Below are 20402 nucleotides of genomic sequence, written 5' to 3' on the forward strand. Positions count from 1 at the left end.
ATTAAGTCTTATTAAATTGTGATAGGGATTGGTTGGTATGATCGTCTGTTTCTAAGAACTTTCTGTCGCGAGCTCCTAATAATTCTATAAGATCTTCTTTTTCTACAGTTTCTTTTTTCAATAAAAGTTCAGCCAGTTGTATCAATTTAGCTTTATGGGTAGTTAGAATCTCCTTTGTTCTTTGATACGACTTGGAGATGAGCTGTTGCACTTCTTCATCAATCAGTTTTGCCATATGTTCGCTATAAGGTTTTCCAAATAGTGTTCTACTCTGTTCTGAAGAATCAAAAAAACTAAGGGGACCTATAGATTCATCTAAACCATAATATGCTACCATAGCATAGGCTTGTTTTGTTATTTTTTCCAAATCGTCTATTGCTCCCGATGAGATTTCATTAAAGATGATCTCTTCAGCCGCCCGACCGCCCAGAGAAGCGCATATTTGATCCATAAACTGTGATTTGGTAACAATTTGACGTTCTTCTGGTAAATACCAGGCAGATCCTAAAGATTTTCCTCTGGGAATAATGGATACTTTTACCAGGGAATCAACATGCTCTAAATACCAGCTAGCTACAGCATGTCCCGCTTCGTGAAAAGCAATAATCTTTTTTTCTTTTGGGGATATAATTTTGCTTTTTCGCTCTAAACCTCCCACTACACGATCTCTGGCCTCTAAAAAATCTTCTTGCATTATGGCTTCCGTTTTTTTGCGTGCTGCAATTAAAGCGGCTTCATTACAAATGTTGGCAATATCTGCACCCGAAAATCCTGGACTCAAAGTGGCAAGAATATCTATAGCAACATCCTCCCCTAAAACGAGATTACGCATATGAACTTTAAAAATTTCTTCCCTTTCATGTTTATTGGGGAGTTCTAGGTAAATATGCCTGTCAAATCTACCCGGGCGAAGTAAAGCTTTATCTAAAATATCGGGACGGTTAGTAGCAGCCAGAACAATCACACCGGTATTAGGACCAAATCCGTCAAGTTCTGTAAGTAACTGATTTAATGTACTTTCTCGTTCATCGTTAGTTTGAAAAGCGTTCACCTTACCTCTTGAGCGTCCTACTGCATCTATTTCATCTATAAAAATAATGCTGGGTGCTTTTTCCTTTGCGCGTTTAAAAAGATCGCGTACACGTGAAGCTCCCACTCCTACAAACATTTCTACAAACTCTGATCCTGATAGAGAAAAAAAGGGTACTTGGGCTTCTCCTGCCACCGCTCTGGCCATGAGGGTCTTTCCTGTGCCAGGAGGGCCAACAAGCATAACACCTTTGGGTATTTTTGCTCCTAATTTGGTGTAGGTTTCAGGGTTTTTAAGAAAATCTACTACCTCCATTACTTCAACTTTGGCCTCTTTTAAGCCCGCAATGTCATTAAAGCTCACGCTGCTTTTTTTGTCTGTTTCAGAGATCCTGGCAGTGGTTTTTCCAAAATTGAATAGGGGATTAGAGCCGCTTCCTGTAGACATTCGTTTTAAAATGAATATCCAGAAAAAAATTAAGATTCCTAATGGAATAAGCCAGGAAAATATATCAAGAAAACTACTTCGACTGGTATAGGTGACGGTAATTCGGTCTGCTGTGGGGAGTTCTTGTTGGGCCTTTTCCAGTTTATTTTCGAAACTGTCTACAGATCCAATTTGAATAGTATAGGCCGGTGTCGTTTGACTTAGATTGAACGAATTATCTGTAATTTGATCATACTTGGTACTGTCAGTAAGTTTAGCTTTTACATAAATCTCGGCAATCTCTTTATTTACAATAATGATCTGTTCAATTTTTTCGGTAGGAAGTATGGTGTTTTCAAATTCTTTCCAGCTTATTTCCTTTGTTGTAAACTCAGGACTTATAAATAGATATAGGGCTATAAAAGTTACCGAAATTATAAGATAAATCCATAGAGATCCTGATCCATTAAGGGGCGACTTGGGTGGTTTCTTTTCCGGCTGTTTGTGTATTTTATTTGGTTGTTGCGATTCCATTCTTTTACGAAGCTGAGTTGTATTTTTTTAGATGACTTCATTGTAGGGGAGTAGCAAGCATGAGCAATGAGTCGATCGGCTTCTAAATTATTTAAAATAAGTAGGGTGTAAAATGACTTAAGTCATTTCCCTTGGTTTACCTTCCATTTTTCTTTATAAGTACGGGATACACTAGTAATAAACTAGTTAAACCAACGGGAAGTGGAGGGTTATCAAAGCATATGAAGAATTTGAGGATCTTAAGTAGGATGCTCTCTATTCATGGTCGTGCCAATAGTCAGCGCGACTTATAGAGGAAGACTTCTTCTAAGAAAAACAGCACAAGCAATATCCAGGTTTAATGAAATCAGAGGAAAATTCATCTTCTAAACCTTGAACAAAGCAGGTCTGGTAATATCTTACCCAATATTATGTAAAGTGTAGTAAACCATACATATTCTGGTGCTAATTTCTGCATATAGCCTGAAAAAATTATTAAAGAAACACCAAGCTTTTTTTTAAATTTTAACCATTTAATTGAGAAAAAATTAAAGTAATATAGCCGTCGAAGATTTTCTTTTTGAAAATTATCAAGGTATATATTGCCATTTAGATAAGTTTTTCATCAATTAGAGCCTTCAAAAATTAATTTCAATACCATTCACAGCTTTTTATTGAAAAACATGAAAAACTGCCTGCGTGAAACTGAAAGGCTTATTCAATAATTATGAACCATATTTTAATAATCCAACATGTAAATGAAAAAAAACCAATCTAAGATTTCTATTAAGGATATTGCTCAGGAATTGGGCTTATCTATCACTACGATCTCATTTATAATCAATAAAAAGGCAAAGAACAGAATTAGCGATGAGGTAATTCAGAAGGTTGAAGCCTATATAGAGAAAGTGGGATACAAACCAAACTCTGCAGCACAATCCCTTAGAACCGGAAAGACCAAGACCATCGTTTTTATGGTAGAAGATATTTCTGACCCCTTCTTTTCATCGGTTGCCAAAGAGATGGAAAAATTAGCTTTTGATAGCGGGTATAAAATTATTTTCTGTAGTACAGATAATAAGAAATCACGAGCCATAGAGCTGATATCAATGTTTAAGGACAGGCAGGTAGATGCTTATATTATTACTCCTCCCGAAGACTTTCAGGATGAAATCGAGCAATTGGTTTCAGAAAACCAGATAGTAATGCTTTTTGACCGTTTTTATAGAGATGCCGATTACAATTATGTAGTGCTTAATAATTATGGAAGTACCAAAAGGGCAGTAGAATATTTAAAGAATCAGGGTTTCAAGAATATTGCTTATGTAGGTCTAAAAACCGAACTATCTACTTTAACGGATAGATTTGATGGGTACAAAGAAGCAGTACGAGAAGCAAACAGGGAAAATTTGTCGCTGCTTATAAGCTTTGATGATGTAAAGTCTGAAGTAGGAAACAAACAGTTTGAAGAATTTTTAGAACTACACCCTGAAATTGATGCCATATTATTTGCTACAAACAACTTGGCTATTACAGGCCTGAAGATCTTAAAGAAAAAAAATATCCAGATCCCGGAAGATATAGGAGTTATAACTTTTGATGATCGTGACCTGTTTGAGCTTCATGCTCCGGCTATTACGGTGATGTCGCAACCCATTACATCACTGGCAAAAGAGGTTATTAGTGGTACCTTAAAATTGTTGAAAAGGAAACACAGTATTCAGGATAAAATTCAAATTGTGTTGGACGGGGAGTTAATTGTAAGAAAATCTTCCTGAGTTAGTTGTCGCATTATTAAAGTGTTGCAGCATTGTTCGTGAGGCGAAAAACTCGTTAAACTTATATTTTAAAATAATAAATTAGGTGAGAATATTAATTTAACTTACTTTTAAGAACTATTTCGATATAGTTATCTTTTTGTTAATTTTAATTCAGCCACGTAAAGTGGTATTTTTTAAAGACAGTTAGTAAAACGATTTACTTAATAAATACAATGTATCACCTATGCTAAGAAATATTACCAGTATTAAAATTCTTACAGTCTTTTTCTTTTGTGTTCTTGTTGCAGCAGGAAATGCGCAAAACCTGAATTTAAAAGTGATAGGCGATTCTATTAGCGGTTTTAATGTGGTGGTTTATAATGGTGAAAAGTTACTTCTTAATAATACAGAAGAGTTTTCGCTTAACATGGCAAATTTAGATCTTAGTGAGAATGTAAACATCACGAACTGGAAAGGGGAGAAGTGGACAGGTAATAAGAAAAAGATACGTTTAACCCGGGATACATTTATAGAAGAGTTTGATCTAAACTTATCTATAACTGTAACTTATGAGATAATTAATGAGCAGGTTATTAGAAAAAGTATCGATCTTTTTCAATCGGGAATGCCTGCTTTATATTTTACAATTAAAGAAATTTCTAAGCCGGCAGAGGCTCCTTCTAAATACGTCTCTTTTGAGCATGATGATTTTCCGGGAGGTTTTGCGCATGAAATGTTTCCCTCGATTGGTTTTGTTACACCAGATAATCATGTAGTTGGTTTTCTGACAGATGCAGGTTATAAAAATCATTATACTCGCTCCACTCGCCGTCGTTTTAATGGTCATGGAGGCGGTTTTGTAGGAATGAGAAAATTGCCTGATCCCGCACTAGTTTCTTCAGCAACATTGACCGAAAGGGAGAAAGGAGAGCATTATGTGCAGTATACATTTGGAGAAATGTACAATCTGGATGCGGGAAAAGAATTGATTTATAAAGTAGAAGAGAATTTTAAAAAAGTTGGAGATGCTAAAATTGAAACCAATTCAGGAGTGATTTCAATCGCATCTAAAACTTCGGGTCGTTCGGGGATTGAAGTGCTAACACCATTACAAGATCAAAAATCCTACACAGTTTCCTTTCTTTCTAAAGGAAATGCCCTAATTGCGCTGAAACTTTTCAGAATTAAAAATGGAAAGAAAACTGTAGAGCTGGAGCATGGAATAAAATACATCGATAATTTTCCAGTTAAAGAAACTGAATGGACCGCTTTTAAAGGAAGTATTCTGGTGCCTTATATTCAGAATGATAGCGTGGCGATGTTCCTTACTCAATTAGGTAACAAGTCGAAGCTGGAGATAAAAGATCTTCAAATTATTGAACATGAGCCCAAAAAGGAACCTTACAACAAAATGAACATGGGGGAAAAGGTTACAAAAACAACCTATATTTTTGTTGAACCCTGGACCAATCACCACGATTTTGTTGTTTCTTCCCAGTCTCGTCTTGCTGAAGCTAAAGGTTTTGAGGGAACACAAATCGAGAAAATGTTATATGCTAATTTCAACATGTTAACATGGATCACTTCTGTAAATGATTTTACACCCCTAAATGTGCCTAATATGAATTATGCACCTGATATGTATAACCGCGATTCATTTTTCTCGATTACATCCAGCTATAATGAAGAGCTGAATTTGAAAATTTGGGATCAATGGGCTAAAACCCAAACCTCTAAAGGAGCAATAGCAACCATTATAACTCCGTATATGGGCACCGTTGAAGCCAAGGATAACGAAGCCACCATTCAGTGGTTGATTTGGGCAATGTTAAATAAAAGGCGTTACGGGGTTGCTCTTCCAAAAGAGAAGATAGATAAGACTGTGGAATATGTCTTAAACGAATTTGATAAAGATAAAGATGGTCTATGTAAATCTCATTTTACATTAAACCAAATTGATATTATAGAGTACACACCTAAGACCGATAGATTAGCGGTAAATCAAGGGATGTTCGCAATAGCTTTAAGAACCATTAAAGAATTGGGTTATGATATTTCTGAGGAATATATTAAAAAAGCCGAAGAAGGGTACCGTGACTTTTATGATGCTAAGAAGAAACATATTTTATTTGATAGGAAGTATCCTGATATTATTTCTTTAACCGATCTGGAACCGGAATTCTTTTCTCTTTGGTTATTTGAAAGAAACTTGCTAACAGATAATATGGTGGTTAATCATTTAGAGCAAATTCCTGTATTAAATAAAGTTTCTAATTCTCCATATCCCGAATTTGGGACCACCGCTCCAATATTAGTGCGTTTAACTAAAGATGAAAAGGGATATGCATACCTAAATGAAAAGTATCAACCTTTTGCAGAGTTTGGGGAATCCAATTATAAAGATGGATCCCGGGATGGCTTTTACTATAATGGAGGTAGCTGGATGCGCGCAGAGTATATGGCTTATGTAGTAGGGCTTAAGCATGGATGGCAAAAGGCCAGAAAATTAATGGAGAACAGAGCCTGGGCCGAGATCAATCTCAATTCAAAATGGCCTTACAGTAAAGAGTTCATCCCTACTAAATGGGAGTCTACAGATTCGTGGTGGCATTCAACTAGAGGATTATGCTGGAATGTGTTTATACTGATGGCTGATGAGGTTGCAGGTATTAGAACTAAAGAAATGGATCCCGATTATAAAAACAAATAAAACCACTTCACCTAAATATTTAAAGTTATGATTAGAGTTCACACTATAATTAATCAATTTAATTTCTTGATATGATGAAAAAAAATATGCTTTATAGCCTGTTGTTTATATGGGCGGTATTTTCTGGAAGTGCCTTAATGGCACAAACTGTTACAGGAATTGTTACTGATGCAAAAGGACCTTTACCTGGGGTAAATGTTTTTGTGAAAGGAACCTCCAACGGTACTTCAACCGATTTTGATGGTGCTTATACCATTAATAACGTAGATCCAAACGCGGTACTCGTATTTAGTAGTATTGGCTATATTTCAAAAGAGCTTTCGGTAGATGGAAAGAGTGAGATTAATGTCAATTTAGAAGAAGACGCACAGCAATTAAGTGAAGTAATCTTGGTAGGGTATTCTTCTCAAAAGAAGTCAACGCTTACCGGGGCGGTTTCGGTGGTAAACATGTCCGACCTTGAAAAATCACGAATTCCGAATGTAGCTCAGGCCTTACAAGGGCAGGTTGCAGGTGTTCAGGTAACTTCAAGTACCGGTGCCCCGGGAGATGATATCCAAATACGTATTAGAGGAGAAGGAACTATAGGAAATAATAATCCGCTATACGTGGTAGATGGTATTCCTTCAAGAGATATCAACTTTTTAAATCAGTCAGATATCAAATCCATGACCGTATTAAAAGATGCGGCAGCAGCAGCAATCTATGGATCTAGGGCTTCTGCTGGGGTAGTATTAATAACTACAAAAAGTGGAGAAGTTGGAAAAATAAGTTTTAATGTGGATTATTTCACCGGACTTCATTTTGCATCTAATTTGCCAGATATGCTTAATGCAGAACAATATATGAATACGGTAGAGAAGGCATGGAACAATTCAGATAGAACGGGCGAAAATCCTTATACAGCCGATAAGGGAAGAGCAGATTTTGCCGATACCGATTGGTTAGATGAATTGTTTGAAACAGGAAAATCTCAAAACTTGCAGTTTTCAGCAAGTGGAGGAAGTGAAAAAATTCAATTTCTAATGTCGTTGGGATATTATGGACAGGATGGTATCGTGATCTTGGATAACGACAAATATCAAAGGCTGAATTATAGAACGAATATCAATGCAAATTTGACCGATCGTTTTAAAATTGGAACCAACTTACAATTATCACATTCCAAGCAAGATAAATTATCTTCTAAAGGGGATGCTCCTGGTATTATTCGTCATGCTCTGTTAAGAGCTCCTGTTATTTCAGTTTATAAAGATGTTAATGACCCAACATATACAGCACGTGATCCGTTTACAGATTTGCCGTTCTACGTGCATAATAACAGAGACAACGGTGGATGGGAAAGTGATAAATACGAATGGTCTTCCAATCCTATTGCCTTGGCATATTTTACTGATGATCAAAGGACTATTTTCAAAACCTTTGGAAATGTATATGGCGAATATTCATTTCTAAAAGATAAGGAACTAACCTTTAGAACCAATGTAGGTGTCGATCTAACTTTCCTTCATAATAAGGCCTTTGGTGAGAACTTTGGAGATGATGACGGGGGTGGAAATGAAACCGATAAAGGACTTGGACGACAAAACAGACCGAATAATCTAAATGAGGAACGCGGTGAAAACAGAACAATTACTTTCAATAACACCTTAAACTATGCAAAGACATTTAATGATGTACATGATATTAACGCATTAGTAGGTACCGAATTTATTGAGAATTATAGTTCTTCTATTGGGGCAAGCAGATCACGTTTTGCTATAACTGATGATACTTTTAGATATTTGGATTATGGAGGAACCGAAATTGATGTCTGGAATAGTGGGAGCGCCTCTGAATGGTCTTTATTTTCTCTATTTGCTTCAGCTTCCTATGTATATGGAGGAAAATATATGATTACTGGAAACCTTAGAGCAGATGCCTCTTCAAGATTCTCTGAAAATAATCGTTGGGGATATTTCCCATCGGTATCTGCAGGTTGGAAATTATCAGATGAAGATTTCTTAAAGGATGTAGACTGGTTATCAAACCTGAAATTAAGAGCAGGTTATGGGGAATTAGGAAATCAGGAGATAGACAACTATGCCTTTCTTACATTAATTAGTCAAACAGACGGAAAGGTTGTAATAAATCGTTATGGAAATGAGGATTTAAAATGGGAAAGTTCTGCTCAAACTAACGTAGGACTTGATTTGGGTATATTTAATAATAAAGTAGAAGTTTCTGCAGAATATTTTGTGAAAAACACTACTGATATATTATTGCCAATTGGGTTGCCAAGAATCGTGGGGGATGTGTCTCCAACCATAGTAAATGCAGGGGAAGTGAGTAATAAGGGATTTGAATTTTCACTTAATTATAGAAATTCAGGAAATGAATTTAACTATAATGTGAATGCAAATTTCGCAACCCTAAAAAACAATGTAGAAAAACTGCATCCAAATGTTCCTAACCTCATAGGAAATGTAACCAGAACTCAACCAGGACAGCCATTAAATGCTTATTACGGTTATAAAATGGAAGGAATTTATCAGAATCAGACCGAAATTAACGAGCATTTAAGTGGTACGCTGAATCCAAATGTTAAACCGGGAGATATAAAATTTAGTGATCTAAATAATGACGGAATTATAAATTCTGATGATAGGGACTTTATTGGAAGTCCGATTCCAGAATTCACGTACGGACTGGCATTTTCATCAGATTATAAGGGGTTTGATTTTTCATTCCTTTTTCAAGGAGTAGCAGGAGTTGATAGATACAACGATGCCAAAAAGATCTTAGATTACGATACGCGTCCCTTTAATTATACCACAAACATTCTAGGAGCCTGGGATGGAGAAGGAAGTACTAACGAGATTCCAAGAGTAGCTTTTGAAGATAATGGAAGTAGTAAAGTATCCAGTATCTTTGTTGAGGATGCCTCTTATCTGCGTCTTAAAAATATAGAATTAGGTTATACTTTAGAATCTATAGCAGGATTACAAAATGTGAGACTTTACGTATCGGGGCAAAATCTATTTACTGTAACCGATTATACAGGACTTGATCCGGAATCTACAGATTTGATAGATATGGGAACTTATCCTTCTTCAACATCAGTGCTGTTTGGAGCAAATGTTAAGTTTTAATTCTTTAAAAACATTCTTATGAAAACACTATATAAAAGATTATTCATTGTTCTTTCATTTACAACCTTATTTAGTTGTAGCGATGAACTCACTAAAGAACCTATAGGGCTTCTTACATCCGATCAAATTGATACAAACCCAACAATTAATACGTTGGAATCATCCGTAAGTTCTTCCTATCAGTTACTGGCAAGCACCTTGAATTTGATAGGCGAATGGGGTTGGGATGATGGATCAGTTTTAAGGAACGATTTTATCCTTCAGGACATCGCATCGAATGATATGAATAAGAAGTGGAATCCCGATGGAGATCAAGCGTGGATGGATGAGCTAAGTAACTTTAGCTTTACGGCCGATAATGGCGCCTTTAATGGAATTTGGCTATACGATTATGAAGGTATCAACCGAATTAACTTGGCTATTAGTTATTTAACAAACGAGGAAGTAATACAAAGCGTAGGTATTAGTGATGCCCGCAGAGATCAATTATTAGGAGAAGCTTATTTTTTAAGAGCATTCTACTATTTTGACCTGGTAAACAATTTTGGTGATGTGCCCTTGTTATTAGAACCTTTAACTTCCTTTGAAGCAGCTTTTGAAGTAGCTGTTAGAGTTCCGAAATTACAGGTTTCAGAACAAATAGCCTTGGATCTGGCCGAAGCTAAGCAGCTGTTGCCTGATGCCAAATATCCAGATCCCTCCCAACCTTGGAGAGCATCAAAGGGAGCAGTAATTGCTTTACAGGCTAAAACCGCGTTATACCAGGAAAACTGGACCGAAGTTATCAACTTGGTTTCAGAGCTGGAAGCACTTGGCTTTTATAGCTTAAACGATAATTATTTTGATAGTTTTGATATTGATAAGGAATTCACGGAAGGTGAGGTAATTTTTGCTTATGACCACGAATCTGGAGAAAATCCGCGAAAAGGAAACGGTCTTTGTGCGTTATTAGGTTGGGGTTTTGTAGCTCCAAGCCAGGATTTCATCGATGCGTTTGAGCCAAATGATCCGAGATTATTATATACCGTAGATGTTCCAAACCAGAACGTTTCTAAAATATTGGGTAATACAGCTGGAAATCATAAAGGGAATGATGATTCTCCAAGTAATAAAATCTTCATCCGTTACGCCGATGTTCTTTTATGGAAAGCAGAAGCCTTAAATGAAACTGGAGATTATACAGGAGCAGTTGCTATCATCAATCAAATTCGTGAAAGAGCCAGAACAAGTACTACAGCTGATGGTTCAGCAATTCCTGCAGGAACTTTAGCCGATAGACCAGATTCTACAGATAAAGTCCAAATAAAAGAGTGGCTAATGCACGAAAGAAGAGTAGAACTAGGTTTCGAATCTCAAAGGTTTAACGATCTAAAAAGATGGGGCGTTGCCAAAACGGTTCTAACTTCATTAGGGAGAAATTTCCAGGATCACCATTATCTTTATCCTATTCCACAAGGCGATATCGATAAATCGGGAGGAACCATCACTCAGAATCCGGGGTATTAAGAAGACTTAAAAATTAATCAATAATCAGAGAAGCATATTATAACTAAGTGCTTCTCTTTTTTTCACATTAGCCAGAAGAAGAAACTATTCTTTAGGTTTATCAAATAATGAATATGACAGATATTGCTAATCGATATAAAGGAAATCCAATACTATCTCCAAAAGATCTAAGCGCCAGCGAAGAAGATCTAAGGATCACTTGTTTACTGAATCCGGGAACATTTCAATTCGATAATAAAATATGGTTGCTTATAAGAGTAGCCGAGAGGCCAGAACAAAAAGATGGTATTATTTCTTTTCCGATCTTAACCGGTACTGGAAGCACTAAAGTTATTGAGATTCCTTTAAATGATCCTGAGTTGGATGCAAGTGACGCGAGAGTTATAAATTATAAAGGAGAAGACTACCTTACTACTATATCTCATTTAAGATTGATGTATAGCGATAATGGAACAGATTTCAAGGAAGCTGATGAATATCCTCCAATCTTAGGCGAGGGAGAATATGAAGCTTTTGGTATAGAAGATTGCAGGGTGGCACAAATAGAAGATACGTATTATCTCACCTATACCATGGTTTCATCTAACGGAGTAGGAGTTGGTTTGAAAACCACCAAAGACTGGAAAAACTTTGAAAATAAAGGGATGATGTTAAGTCCTCACAATAAAGATTGTGCCATCTTCGAAGAAAAGATCGATGGGAAGTTCTATGCTTTTCACCGTCCGAGTAGCCCGGAATTAGGAGGAAACTATATATGGATTGCTGAATCTCCTGATGGTGAACATTGGGGAAATCATAAATGTATTGCCAGAACACGGGAAGGTAAATTTGATAGTAAGCGATTAGGAGCAGGAGCTGCTCCAATTAGAACAGATAAAGGTTGGCTAATGATCTATCATGGAGCTACCGAAAAACATCGTTATTGTCTGGGAGCTATATTATTAGATTTGCAAGATCCTTCTAAAGTTCTTGCTCGCTCAGAGGAACCAATTATGGAGCCAACAGCAACCTACGAGACGACCGGATTTTTTGGAGAAGTGATTTTTACAAATGGTCATATTGTAAAGGGAGATGAAATCATGATGTATTATGGTGCAGCCGATGAGTTTGTTGGATTAGCAACTTTCTCTATAAAGGAGATTTTAAAAACATTAGAGAAATAATGACAAAGCTAGCAAGAATAGGATTAAAGGATTTTTCCAGAAGCACTAAAATATTAATTCTAACCAATTTAATATATGCATTCGTACTCCCGGTAATAGATATTTTCGTTGCCTCTTATATTATGAGGAATTCAAACGATCCTTCCAAAGTGATGCTATATCAATTAGCAATTTACACCGGTATTCCCATCACATTTTTTATAAATGGATACCTGCTTAATAATATTAATATAAAGCGATTATTTTCTTTGGGAATGTTGCTTAGTGGGGTCTCCATGGTTTTTATGATGAGTCTCGAGGAGATCAATTATTTCGGGTTAGTAGCCGCGGGATTAATCATGGGAATGTCGTTTGGGTTATATTGGGCTAACAGAGATTACCTTGTTCTTGCAACAACAACCGATAAAACACGAAACTTTTATTATGGCCTTGATACGTTTTTTTATACACTTACCGCAGTTATCGTTCCTGTAATTATTGGATGGTATCTAATGAATGGAAACGAAAACACCAATGATGGAATTAATTACGGGTATAAAGTAGTAACCGCAGCAGTTTTCGTTTTCACAATAATAGCGTCAGTCGTCTTTCATTTTGGGACGTATGATAAACCAAAGAATGAAAAATTCTTATATTTTAAATTCCATAAACTTTGGAATAAAATGCTTCAAATGGCTTTATTAAAAGGCTTGGCACAGGGTTTCATAGTTACTGCCCCTGCAATTTTAATGATGAAATTTTTTCAGTCTGAAGGAGCTTTAGGTTTAGCCCAGTCTATTGGAGCCGTTATCGCAGCATGTGTTATGTTACTTTTGGGGAAATATACCAAACCAAAACACCGACTTGCCTTATTCAGTATCGGTTTAATATTATTCTTTTTAGCATCATTTTTTAATAGTCTTCTCTTCAATCCAACGGGGGTAATACTATTTATATTCCTATTATTAATTGCCAGACCAATCTTAGATATCGCATATTTCCCTATTCAACTTAAAGTAATTGATATTCTTTCTGAAATTGAAAATAGAAATGAATTCTCCTATATCTTAAACCATGAATTAGGCTTGTATGTAGGAAGACTTTTTGGAGCATGCACTTTTTTAGGGATAGCATATTTCATTAATGCTGATATTGCATTGAGATACGCCTTACTTATAATAGGAATATTGCAACTGCTCTCTATAATAATAGCAAAACAACTTTTGAAACAACAAAATATCTTAGAAAATGAGAAAGTATAATTATATAAGAATTATTGTTTTTCTATTTGTTGGTATATCTTTTACTTCTTGTAAAGAAGAATCAAAATTAGCAAAAGAAACATCCAAAGTAGCTCAAATTCATTTGGAAAGGGTAGACAGTATGCCGAATATGCCCAAGCCTTTCAAGATAATCGAGTTCAAGGAATTGGCAAAAGCTTACGATTCTTTGGTTTTCGATGAAACTCAAACCGGGGAATATTGGCCGCTTATATGGAAGGATAATTCACGTAAGAATTTCGATCAGGAAACCTTTGGAATTTACACTGCTATGGGAGACTTAAGGCAGGGGCCGGAACATTATGATGGTATTTTCCATGAGTCGTTAGCATCAATAGGATCGGTGCTGGGAGCTCGTCTGGTAGGAATTGATAAGTCTAACCAGGGTGGAAAGAACTATGTTTCGATGCTTAAGAATTATTTTAATTCTGAAACAGAATGGGATATTATAATGAACAATACCAGTCCCGAAGTAGCTTTATTGGGCGGGGGGTATGCAAGAGATTGGTGGTATGATGTATATCCAAATGTGATGTTTTATGGAGTAGCGAGTTTCTATTCGCAGGAAAAGGATTATTCAGATATAATGCGTTCTATAGCCGATAAGTTCTATAAGGCAGATTCGGTAATGGCCGGTAATTACAAGCATTCCTTTTTCAATTATGCTACTTTAGAGCCACAGGATAATTGGATTTGTAAACAACAGGATGCAGCCGCAGGACATTCTTATGTGTTATATTCAGCTTATCAAAAATTTCATGATCCAAAATATTTAGCCGGAGCAAAGTCTTCTTTAGAGGCTTTATTGGGGCAAGAAAAAAATGAGTTTTACGAAATTTTAATGCCTTTTGGTGCTTATGTGGCAGCACGCCTTAATGCAGAAGAAGGTACTAATTACGATTATACCAAGATTCTGGAATGGACTTTTAATGGTACCCCGGAATGTAGAGAGGGATGGGGCGTATTGGCCGATAATTGGAACGGCTACGATGTTTCCGGTTTGGTAGGTAGTACCGTAGATCATGGTGGCTTTGCGTTTTTAATGAATACTTACGACTCGATGTGGCCATTGGTTGCAATGGTAAGATATGATCAACGTTATGCCGATCTAATTGGAAAATGGATGTTAAATGCCAGTAATGCTTTAAAATTCTTTTATCCGTATGAGATGCCAGATGAACATCAAAGCATCCCAGAGCAAAAACATCATACTAAAGGAGTGATTGCTTACGAAGGCCTGATTAAAGAGGCGCATTTTGATGAATATAAAGATATTGAAGCTCCAATTGCTATAGGTGATGGACCGCATTGGGTAGAAGGAAATCCTGATGTTTCCCAATTTAGTGTATATGGAAGTGGGCATGTAGGAATCGCCGGAGCCATCATTGAAAAGACCGATGTTCCGGAGATATTAAAGCTGAACTGTTTGGCTACAGATTTTTATAGAGATGAGGCCTTTCCAACCTATTTACTTTACAATCCGCATGCTGCAGAAAAAACCATTACCTACAAGAATGATAACGCTGCTGCTATCGATCTATTCGATGCAATAACCCATGAGGTAGTTGCAAAAAATGTGAAAGTATCAGCAAAATTAGATATGCCTATACACTCATCCAGATTAATCGTTGAAATTCCGGCAGGTGCTGAGGTGGTGTTGAAAGATGGAAAATATTACGTTAATAATATTGTAGTCGCGTATAGATAACATTAGATATAATTAATGAGTAGAAAAGAGATTGTTATTAACATAAAAAGCTGTAGCGCAAAAGTTGCCGGACTCCTAATATTCTTATTCTCACTACAAGCCTGTAAGGCAGACCGCTCATTAATAAATAACGAGATGTGGTGGAAGGAAAGCGTTTTTTACGAGATCTATATGCCTAGCTATAAAGATGGCAATGGTGATGGCTTTAGCGATTTTAAAGGGTTGACAGCTAAGCTTGACTATATAGAGGATTTAGGAGTGAAAGGTATTTGGCTTACCCCATTTTTAAAATCTCCCAAAGTAGATAATGGCTACGATGTTGCTAATTATTATGAAATAGACACCTCATATGGGAAGATGGCCGATTTTAAAGTCTTTTTGAATGAAGCTCATAAAAGAGACATCAAAGTTATTATGGATATGGTCGTTAATCATACCTCTACCGAGTCAAAGTGGTTTCAGGAAGCTAAAAAATCGAAGGACAATCCATTTAGAGATTACTACGTTTGGAAGGATAGCCCAAATAATTGGGAATCTTTCTTTGGAGGTTCTGCGTGGAAATATGATAGTGTCTCCCAACAATACTATTACCATCAGTTCGATGAGAAGATGGCCGATTTAAATTGGGAGAATCCAAAGGTGGTAGAAGAAGTGCAAGATGTATTGAGATTTTGGCTGGAATTGGGGGTTGACGGATTTAGAATGGATGTTATCAACTTTCTAACCACCAATGTAAATGCGAAGGACAATCCTTATAAAGATGGGAAACAGCAGCATTTGTATGATAAAGATCAAGCCGGTATAAAAGACGCTATGAGGGCTATTAAAGCAACCATAAATGAATACCCAAATCGATTTGTTGTTGGGGAAGTAGGGAGCGATAAAATAGAGGAACTCAAGAAGTATCAAGCCGAAGACTTGATGGATGTGGTTTTTAATTTCAATTTTGGGAGCCTCAAGGAATTTTCAGCAGAAAGAATTTATGAAGAATTGGAGAGCATGCATAAGAACATGCCTGGCTTCCCAACCCTTTTCTTTGGAAGTCATGATATGCCTCGCTTAAGGGATAGACTGGCAGCTAATAATCCTGCCAGAGCTGAAGCTCTGGCCGCTTTGATGCTTACCGCTAGAGGAATCCCTTTTATTTATTATGGCGAAGAATTGGGAATGAATAATATTCAAGCCGATTCTTTGGAGGAGATAAGAGATATTCAGGCGTTAACTCACTATAATTTAACGTTAGAAAATGGAGGTACGGCGAAGCAGGCATTAAAAATTGGGAACGAGCATAATCGCGATAAATCGAGAAGTCCCATGCAGTGGACCGATGAAAAGTTTGCAGGCTTCTCTAATAAATCACCTTGGATAAAAGTTCATAAAAATTACACTACACTAAATGTGCAATCCCAAGCAGAACAGGAAAACTCTCTATTAAATAATTATAAAAAGCTCATTGAATTGCGTAATTCCCAACCCGTTCTTCAATATGGCAAATATGAAGATCTTAATTTGAAAGATTCCTGTATTTCGTTCACACGAGAATACAGAGATGAAATTATTAAGTGCTATTTCAATTTTGCTGATAGTCCTATAGAGATTGAAGTAAGTTCTAAGGATAAGATTTTGAGGGGAAAAAACATTGTAGCGCCAAGCAACTATTTAATTGTGAAAACTAAATAATAAAATAGTCCTGAAGGATTGTTCAGGACTATTTTTTAATATTATAGAACGATCTTTTTGATCTCCACAGTACTTCTTCCTTCCAGATCTATTAAAATAAGCAACTCGGCTGCACCCACAATAATATCATTTATCATAAAAGTATCTAGGTTACCCGATAAAAAGATACCCTCTTTCACTTCCATCTTATTTACCAACTGAGCATTTATAACCGGTAATTGCTTTTTCATCTCCTGTTGGAAATCGAAAGTCATTTTATTTTTGAGTTTCTCATGCATAAAAGTATTTGCAATAGCTTCCAGCGAATTATCGAACAACCAGTTATTGCTTATGCCATCCAGCTTGAAATCCTTAACGCCCACCTGCTGCACCTCTTTATCAAAATGAACGGAGAGATATAAAAGAATGATTCCTTCTTTATTTTTGAAAAACTTGGTGAGGGTTTTAAATTTTACCGCCAGCACGATATCAAAATCGTCAATAGAACTTTTTTCCAGCGAAAGATCTAGAATTTCAGCATATTTGGTAAGCTTTCCATTTTTATTCTGCGTGATATTCTCACCTACAAAGCGCTCCCTTAAATGATCTTCAATGGTTTCAAAACTGATCTTCACCGGAAGTTGTAAGCTTATTTTATTTTCTGGTAAATGCTTTGGCTTTTTCATAATACTAGCTTAAAAAATATAAAGAGGATTATTCATCCAACATACAATTTCAGTCGTAATCAATCATGTAAATTAAGGAATTATTAATACTATTTTCTTCTTAACTGATTTAGGTCATATATTAGGATTAGCATGAATTTTATTTTTGAGCCAACTCTTAAACTTCGAATATTATTTCAAGAAAGAAATGATGAAAGAAGTGTATAAAAGCTAAAAAACATCTATTTATGACCCATTCTCTTGTAACCAAATACAATGTTCCCGGCCCCCGTTATACCAGTTACCCAACAGTCCCGTTTTGGGATGATGCTACTTTCTGCCTTAAAAAATGGAAAGAGACCCTTAAAAGAAGTTTTCAAGAAAGCAATAAGAAAGAAGGGATAAGCCTTTATATTCATCTTCCTTTTTGTGAGTCTATGTGTACCTTTTGCGGTTGCACGAAAAGAATCACCAAAAATCACTCGGTAGAACTTCCCTACATTCAGGCAGTTCTTAAAGAACTACGAATGTATAAGGAGGTTTTTGGAGAACGCCCCATAATTCAGCAACTTCATTTGGGAGGTGGTACTCCCACGTTTTTTTCACCAGAACATCTTGAAAGTTTATTGAACGGAATATTCCATATCGCTCAACGTGGAACGAAGTGTGAATTTAGTTTTGAAGGGCATCCCAACAATACTACCCGCGAACATTTAAAAACTCTGGTATCCTTCGGTTTTACAAGGGTATGTTATGGAGTTCAGGATTATAATGAAACGGTTCAAAAAGCTATTCACAGAATTCAGTCTTTTGAAAATGTAAAGAAGGTCACTAAAGACGCCAGAGATCTTGGATATACCTCTGTGGGGCATGACATTATCTTTGGACTTCCATTTCAAACAAAATCGCATGTTAAAAACACTATTTTAAAGACCATTCAGTTAATGCCAGATCGCATTGCCTTTTATAGTTATGCGCATGTGCCATGGTTGAAAGGAAATGGACAGCGAGGTTATAGAGATGAAGATTTGCCTACAGCCGAGGAAAAACGTGAACAGTATGAAATTGGGAAAGAATTATTGCTTGATGCAGGATATATTGAAATAGGAATGGATCATTTTGCGTTAAAGAGCGATTCGCTTTACAAGGCGCAGGAAGAGCACAACATTCACAGAAATTTTATGGGATACGCTTCTTCTAAAACCCAAATGATGCTTGGGTTAGGAGTTTCAGCCATAAGTGACAGCTGGTATGGTTTTGCCCAAAATGTAAAAGGTCTTTCGGAATATCATCACCTAATTGAAAATGATATTTTACCCATTCTGAAAGGACATATATTAACTGAAGAAGATCTCATCGTTAGAAAACACATTCTCAATTTGATGTGCCATTTTGAAACTTCCTGGAAAAATGAATCTGAATATTTTCCGGAACTTCCCGAAGTGCTATTTAAGCTGAAGGAATTGGAAGACGATGGATTGGTAAGTATCTCTCAAGATAAAATAAAAGTAACCACTACAGGAAAAGCATTCGTAAGAAATATATGCCTTCCTTTCGATCTTAGATTGCAACGAAATAAGCCGGAAACTAAACTATTTTCTATGACGGTTTAAATAATTAACCAATACCAAAGTTGAAAGGGAAGATGTTTTATACATGTTCCCTTTTATTTTGTAATTAATGGCAGGATTGTGCTGAGGTCACTAAAGGTTGAGATACCTTGTCTGGAGGAGATAAATAGGGAATTCCCAGTCCTAAGCCACGTAAAATGAAAAGTAGACCAATAATCACCACAAATACCGGAATAACTTTTAAAACGCGTTGTTTCATTTTTCCGGTTAAAAAATTCCCAAGGTAAGTGGCGCTTGTCATTAAGGGAATGGTTCCTATTCCAAAAGCCATCATATACAAACTGCCTTGCCAGGCTCCTCCGGTTGCTAATGCCCCAAAAACCGCCATATAGACCAAGCCGCAGGGGAGGAGACCATTTAGAAACCCAATAGTAAAAAAAGCATCGGCAGTCTTTTTTCTTAGTGCTCCGCCTAATGCGCTTTTTATTTTGGCTACCGCAGCATAAATAGGTTTTGAAAGATTGTATTTTCTGAAGAAACTGGCAGGGAATATTATAACCAATATCATTAACACTCCAATAAGTATAGAGAGTTGTTGCTGAAATCCGAAGAGGTTTAAACCTTTTCCTACAAACCCGAATAACAAGCCAATAAAAGAATAAGTGAATAATCTACCCAAGTGGTAACTGCCCACCTGCATCATTCTTTTTACAGGATATTTTCTATCTACAGGTAAAAGAAATGCAATTGGGCCGCACATGCCCACACAGTGAAAGCTTCCTAACAAACCAAATATAAGTGCTGTAACTATCATTTTAGTAAACTATAGATTCCTGATAGCGATACTTTTTACCCTGGTATTCCCAATCGACAGTGATATTCCAACGTCCTTCCAACAATTGCTCGTTAGGAATAACTATTTGCGAGTTGGTTAATACAAGTGGTAAACTAAAATCTAATTTTTTATTGGAGGGTCTATACAAAGTAATCTCTCCTTTAATAGCTACATTTTCCATGCTTTTAGGAAAAATTAGAATATATCCCAACTCTGAGCTTTGTCCCTTAATTTGTACGGCCATATTTGCTGTATTTTGCTGCGCATCAATATCATCCTGCAGTTTCATTTCCTTTTTATAATATTCTTCAGTAACAAGATCGTGATCCAAGTTTTTATCGGTACTTATTTTTACCACGAAAAAAAGTATAAAGCCCATGAAGCTTATCATTACCAATACCAGTGCATAACCCCAATTTATTTTCATCTTCTTGGCCTGCATACGCAGGTAATTTTTATTGAACAT

Annotated in this window: 13 protein-coding genes; 9 read left to right on the top strand and 4 right to left on the bottom strand. The window is 36.3% G+C overall.

The features are described 5' to 3' along the window. Nucleotide 1: 1 nt before the first annotated feature. A complete protein-coding gene (ftsH, locus tag L1I30_RS06920; protein WP_236133537.1) occupies nt 2-1990 on the bottom strand; it encodes an ATP-dependent zinc metalloprotease FtsH in 1989 nt (662 codons plus the stop codon). A 737-nt stretch (nt 1991-2727) separates the two neighbouring features. Between ftsH and L1I30_RS06925 the strand changes: the two genes are divergently transcribed. The 8 genes from L1I30_RS06925 to L1I30_RS06960 all read left to right on the top strand — a co-directional run bounded on the left by L1I30_RS06925 (nt 2728) and on the right by L1I30_RS06960 (nt 16886). Next, a complete protein-coding gene (locus L1I30_RS06925) occupies nt 2728-3747 on the top strand; it encodes a LacI family DNA-binding transcriptional regulator (protein ID WP_236133538.1) in 1020 nt (339 codons plus the stop codon). Between the two features lie 226 nt (nt 3748-3973). Further along, entirely contained in the window at nt 3974-6439 is a 2466-nt protein-coding gene (locus L1I30_RS06930) for a hypothetical protein (protein ID WP_236133539.1), read from the top strand. 71 nt (nt 6440-6510) lie between these two features. Then, nucleotides 6511-9570: a SusC/RagA family TonB-linked outer membrane protein gene (locus tag L1I30_RS06935; protein WP_236133540.1), complete on the top strand. Its 3060-nt coding sequence runs from the start codon at nt 6511-6513 to the stop codon at nt 9568-9570. A gap of 18 nt (nt 9571-9588) precedes the next feature. Then, on the top strand, nt 9589-11076 hold the full coding sequence (locus L1I30_RS06940) for a RagB/SusD family nutrient uptake outer membrane protein (RefSeq protein WP_236133541.1): 1488 nt from the start codon (nt 9589-9591) through the stop codon (nt 11074-11076). Between the two features lie 113 nt (nt 11077-11189). Continuing rightward, entirely contained in the window at nt 11190-12239 is a 1050-nt protein-coding gene (locus tag L1I30_RS06945) for a glycoside hydrolase family 130 protein (RefSeq protein ID WP_236133542.1), read from the top strand. After that, nucleotides 12239-13480: an MFS transporter gene (locus tag L1I30_RS06950; RefSeq protein WP_236133543.1), complete on the top strand. Its 1242-nt coding sequence runs from the start codon at nt 12239-12241 to the stop codon at nt 13478-13480. The genes L1I30_RS06945 and L1I30_RS06950 overlap by 1 nt, the downstream gene beginning before the upstream one ends. Continuing rightward, nucleotides 13467-15206, top strand: coding sequence for a hypothetical protein (locus tag L1I30_RS06955; protein WP_236133544.1), 1740 nt, complete (start codon nt 13467-13469; stop codon nt 15204-15206). Before L1I30_RS06950 ends, L1I30_RS06955 begins: the two co-directional genes overlap by 14 nt. 15 nt (nt 15207-15221) lie before the next feature. Then, nucleotides 15222-16886 (top strand): alpha-glucosidase, encoded by a 1665-nt coding sequence (locus L1I30_RS06960; protein ID WP_236133545.1) that lies wholly within the window; start codon nt 15222-15224, stop codon nt 16884-16886. Nucleotides 16887-16927: 41 nt separating this feature from the next. On the opposite strand, the gene L1I30_RS06965 is transcribed toward L1I30_RS06960, so the two are convergent. Next, nucleotides 16928-17551, bottom strand: coding sequence for a DUF4403 family protein (locus L1I30_RS06965; protein WP_236133546.1), 624 nt, complete (start codon nt 17549-17551; stop codon nt 16928-16930). Between the two features lie 227 nt (nt 17552-17778). On the opposite strand from L1I30_RS06965, the gene hemN reads away from it, so the two are divergent. Further along, nucleotides 17779-19143, top strand: coding sequence for an oxygen-independent coproporphyrinogen III oxidase (gene hemN / locus L1I30_RS06970; protein ID WP_236133547.1), 1365 nt, complete (start codon nt 17779-17781; stop codon nt 19141-19143). Between the two features lie 64 nt (nt 19144-19207). Here the strand turns inward: hemN and L1I30_RS06975 are convergent, their stop codons facing one another. Further along, entirely contained in the window at nt 19208-19915 is a 708-nt protein-coding gene (locus L1I30_RS06975) for a sulfite exporter TauE/SafE family protein (protein WP_236133548.1), read from the bottom strand. Between the two features lies 1 nt (nt 19916). Then, on the bottom strand, nt 19917-20402 hold the full coding sequence (locus L1I30_RS06980; protein ID WP_236133549.1) for a FixH family protein: 486 nt from the start codon (nt 20400-20402) through the stop codon (nt 19917-19919).

The sequence above is a fragment of the Gillisia lutea genome (assembly GCF_021568705.1).
In the GTDB taxonomy this organism is placed as follows: domain Bacteria; phylum Bacteroidota; class Bacteroidia; order Flavobacteriales; family Flavobacteriaceae; genus Gillisia; species Gillisia lutea.

Bases quoted from the DNA above. Each gene is read 5' to 3' on its own strand.
- L1I30_RS06940 (WP_236133541.1), top strand. From the start codon at position 9,589: ATGAAAACACTATATAAAAGATTATTCATTGTTCTTTCATTTACAACC.
- L1I30_RS06965 (WP_236133546.1), bottom strand. From the start codon at position 17,551: ATGAAAAAGCCAAAGCATTTACCAGAAAATAAAATAAGCTTACAACTT.
- L1I30_RS06975 (WP_236133548.1), bottom strand. From the start codon at position 19,915: ATGATAGTTACAGCACTTATATTTGGTTTGTTAGGAAGCTTTCACTGT.
- L1I30_RS06930 (WP_236133539.1), top strand. From the start codon at position 3,974: ATGCTAAGAAATATTACCAGTATTAAAATTCTTACAGTCTTTTTCTTT.
- L1I30_RS06925 (WP_236133538.1), top strand. From the start codon at position 2,728: ATGAAAAAAAACCAATCTAAGATTTCTATTAAGGATATTGCTCAGGAA.
- L1I30_RS06955 (WP_236133544.1), top strand. From the start codon at position 13,467: ATGAGAAAGTATAATTATATAAGAATTATTGTTTTTCTATTTGTTGGT.
- L1I30_RS06950 (WP_236133543.1), top strand. From the start codon at position 12,239: ATGACAAAGCTAGCAAGAATAGGATTAAAGGATTTTTCCAGAAGCACT.
- L1I30_RS06980 (WP_236133549.1), bottom strand. From the start codon at position 20,402: ATGTTCAATAAAAATTACCTGCGTATGCAGGCCAAGAAGATGAAAATA.
- L1I30_RS06960 (WP_236133545.1), top strand. From the start codon at position 15,222: ATGAGTAGAAAAGAGATTGTTATTAACATAAAAAGCTGTAGCGCAAAA.
- hemN (WP_236133547.1), top strand. From the start codon at position 17,779: ATGACCCATTCTCTTGTAACCAAATACAATGTTCCCGGCCCCCGTTAT.
- L1I30_RS06945 (WP_236133542.1), top strand. From the start codon at position 11,190: ATGACAGATATTGCTAATCGATATAAAGGAAATCCAATACTATCTCCA.
- ftsH (WP_236133537.1), bottom strand. From the start codon at position 1,990: ATGGAATCGCAACAACCAAATAAAATACACAAACAGCCGGAAAAGAAA.
- L1I30_RS06935 (WP_236133540.1), top strand. From the start codon at position 6,511: ATGATGAAAAAAAATATGCTTTATAGCCTGTTGTTTATATGGGCGGTA.